Genomic DNA, 2,019 nt, shown 5'->3' with positions numbered 1-2,019 from the left:
GCACACTGGTTATTGGTATATCCTTAAATAATTTTATATTTGAGTGATTTATTAACATGAAGAGCCGTGTGACGGGAGACTGTCACGCACGGTTCCGTGAGAACGTAGGGGTGAGATTCCCTTGCGTGACTCGATTAGCTGCCATATTAATCAAAATAACCTCACAAAGAAAAATGAGCACCCAAACTTTTTTCGAGTTTTTAAGTATTTCAAATCAAGAAAAAATACATTCTCAAATATTATCTTGGATTTTCTCCGAAAACTTCAAAGGAATATTACATACTGAAAAAATCAAATTATTTAAAAATTTGTTTAATATTGATGTTAAAAAGATTGAATTTTCTTTAACAGAGTATAAAAATGTAGATATTTTAATAAAGACAGATAAAGATATTGTTGTTATTGAAAATAAATTAAAATCATCACAACATTCTAATCAACTAGATAAATATCAAAAAACTATTGATAACGATTTTAATAATATAAAAACTAATTATTTCTTCTTGACACTAATAGGAGAAAGTTCAATAAATACTAATTGGAAAAATATAAGTTATAATGATCTTTTTATAGCATTAAAAAAAATAGAATTTCAAAAGAATAAAGATGCCATAATCTTGGAAGAGTATCTAGCTTTTTTGGCTTAAACGCTAAAACTTGGACACTTTTTTCTACCTATTCATGAATTAAATTATCACAATTAACCCCTATTTTCTTTAGATATTTGAGTGGTGATAAATAATCCAGTCCACCATGAATTCTTTCAAAGTTATAAAATTTTCTGAAACGATTCATTGTTGCTTTTAAATCTTTTAAATTTTCAAATTCAAATCTTTGACAAACAGCACTTTCCATGATCGAATGATAGCTTTCAATATGTGCATTTTGCTCTGGTGTGGCGGGCTTGGTAAACTCCTGACTTACACCTTTTTCAACAAAATACGCTTGAACTATTGAAGCAATAAATTGACTGCCATTATCATTTCTTACGATAAAATTAGCGGGTAATTTATAGCGTGAAATAATTTGCTCAAATAACTGAATTACATCCTCTTTCCCGATATTATATGCAATATATTGTCCCATATTCCATCGGCTATAGACATCTAAAACAGTTAGAATCATTGCGTTGGTTCGATTGCCCTGGACATAAACAAACTTAATATCGAATTCAAAAAACTGAAATGGTTTTTCAACATTGGGAACCAATTCTTTCACCCAATTTCGATTTCGAAACTTGCCTTTGTTTCTTTGAAATCTCAACAGATTATTCTCCTTCATAATTCGGTAAGTTCGAGTAGATCCAATGGAATAACCTAATTCTTCTTTCAAGTGTTTATAGGTCTTAAAATAGCCATAATCAACGAATTCGCCTGACAAAAGTTCTTTGATGTCCTCCAGCAATATTTCCTTATTAACCGCCATACCATCTTTATAAAAGTAAGACGATTTTCGTTTACCTGCCTTGTTTCCGGTAGATTTATAATAATAGGAACTTCGAGCTAAATCAGTTATTTTCAAAAGTTTATCGACCGGATAGCCTTGCTCCTTAAAATCTTCTACGACCATTATTTTTTCGAGTTTCGAAGGCTGCTTTTTTTTAAAAGAGAATCTTTTACCCGGATTGCAAGTTCCTTTTCTGCAACCAACTTTTTGAGTTCATTGTTTTCTCTTTTAAGCTGCGCTAACTCCAGTTCTACAGCTGTCTTAGCTCCTTTTGACAAACCCTCAACACCCAACTCTTCATAACGCTTCTTCCAGCCGTAAATCGTCGCTGTTGACACGTTAAACTCTCTTGAAGCTCGTGTGATACCATGCTCCTCAGTGAATAATAAAACTTCTTCTTTCTCTTTTTGAGACCATTTTTTACGATGTAAACTCATAACACAAATTTAAAACTATTACTTAATTTTGTGTCCAGGTATTAACTATGCTATTAGGAAACAATAATTCGTCAGGTGTGCCTACTAATGATATTACGGATAACCTGATGGACTACTTTATTACACGCAAAACCTT

3 protein-coding genes are annotated in these 2,019 nt (G+C 31.6%); 1 reads left to right on the top strand and 2 read right to left on the bottom strand.

From position 1 onward, the window contains the following. The first annotated feature begins 173 nt into the window (after positions 1-173). Positions 174-647, top strand: a complete 474-nt coding sequence (locus VNJ50_RS13485) for a PD-(D/E)XK nuclease family protein (RefSeq protein ID WP_325582772.1) — start codon at positions 174-176, stop codon at positions 645-647. A gap of 28 nt (positions 648-675) precedes the next feature. Here the strand turns inward: VNJ50_RS13485 and VNJ50_RS13480 are convergent, their stop codons facing one another. Both VNJ50_RS13480 and VNJ50_RS13475 read right to left on the bottom strand, forming a co-directional pair. Continuing rightward, positions 676-1,569 (bottom strand): integrase core domain-containing protein, encoded by an 894-nt coding sequence (locus VNJ50_RS13480; protein WP_325582770.1) that lies wholly within the window; start codon positions 1,567-1,569, stop codon positions 676-678. Continuing rightward, positions 1,569-1,883, bottom strand: coding sequence for a helix-turn-helix domain-containing protein (locus VNJ50_RS13475; protein WP_325582768.1), 315 nt, complete (start codon positions 1,881-1,883; stop codon positions 1,569-1,571). The genes VNJ50_RS13480 and VNJ50_RS13475 overlap by 1 nt, the downstream gene beginning before the upstream one ends. Positions 1,884-2,019: the final 136 nt, after the last annotated feature.

Source organism: Gelidibacter sp. (assembly GCF_035577925.1).
In the GTDB taxonomy this organism is placed as follows: Bacteria; Bacteroidota; Bacteroidia; order Flavobacteriales; family Flavobacteriaceae; genus Gelidibacter.
Note: the sequence above shows the minus strand (reverse complement) of the source record. Positions and strands in the feature narration are given on the sequence as shown.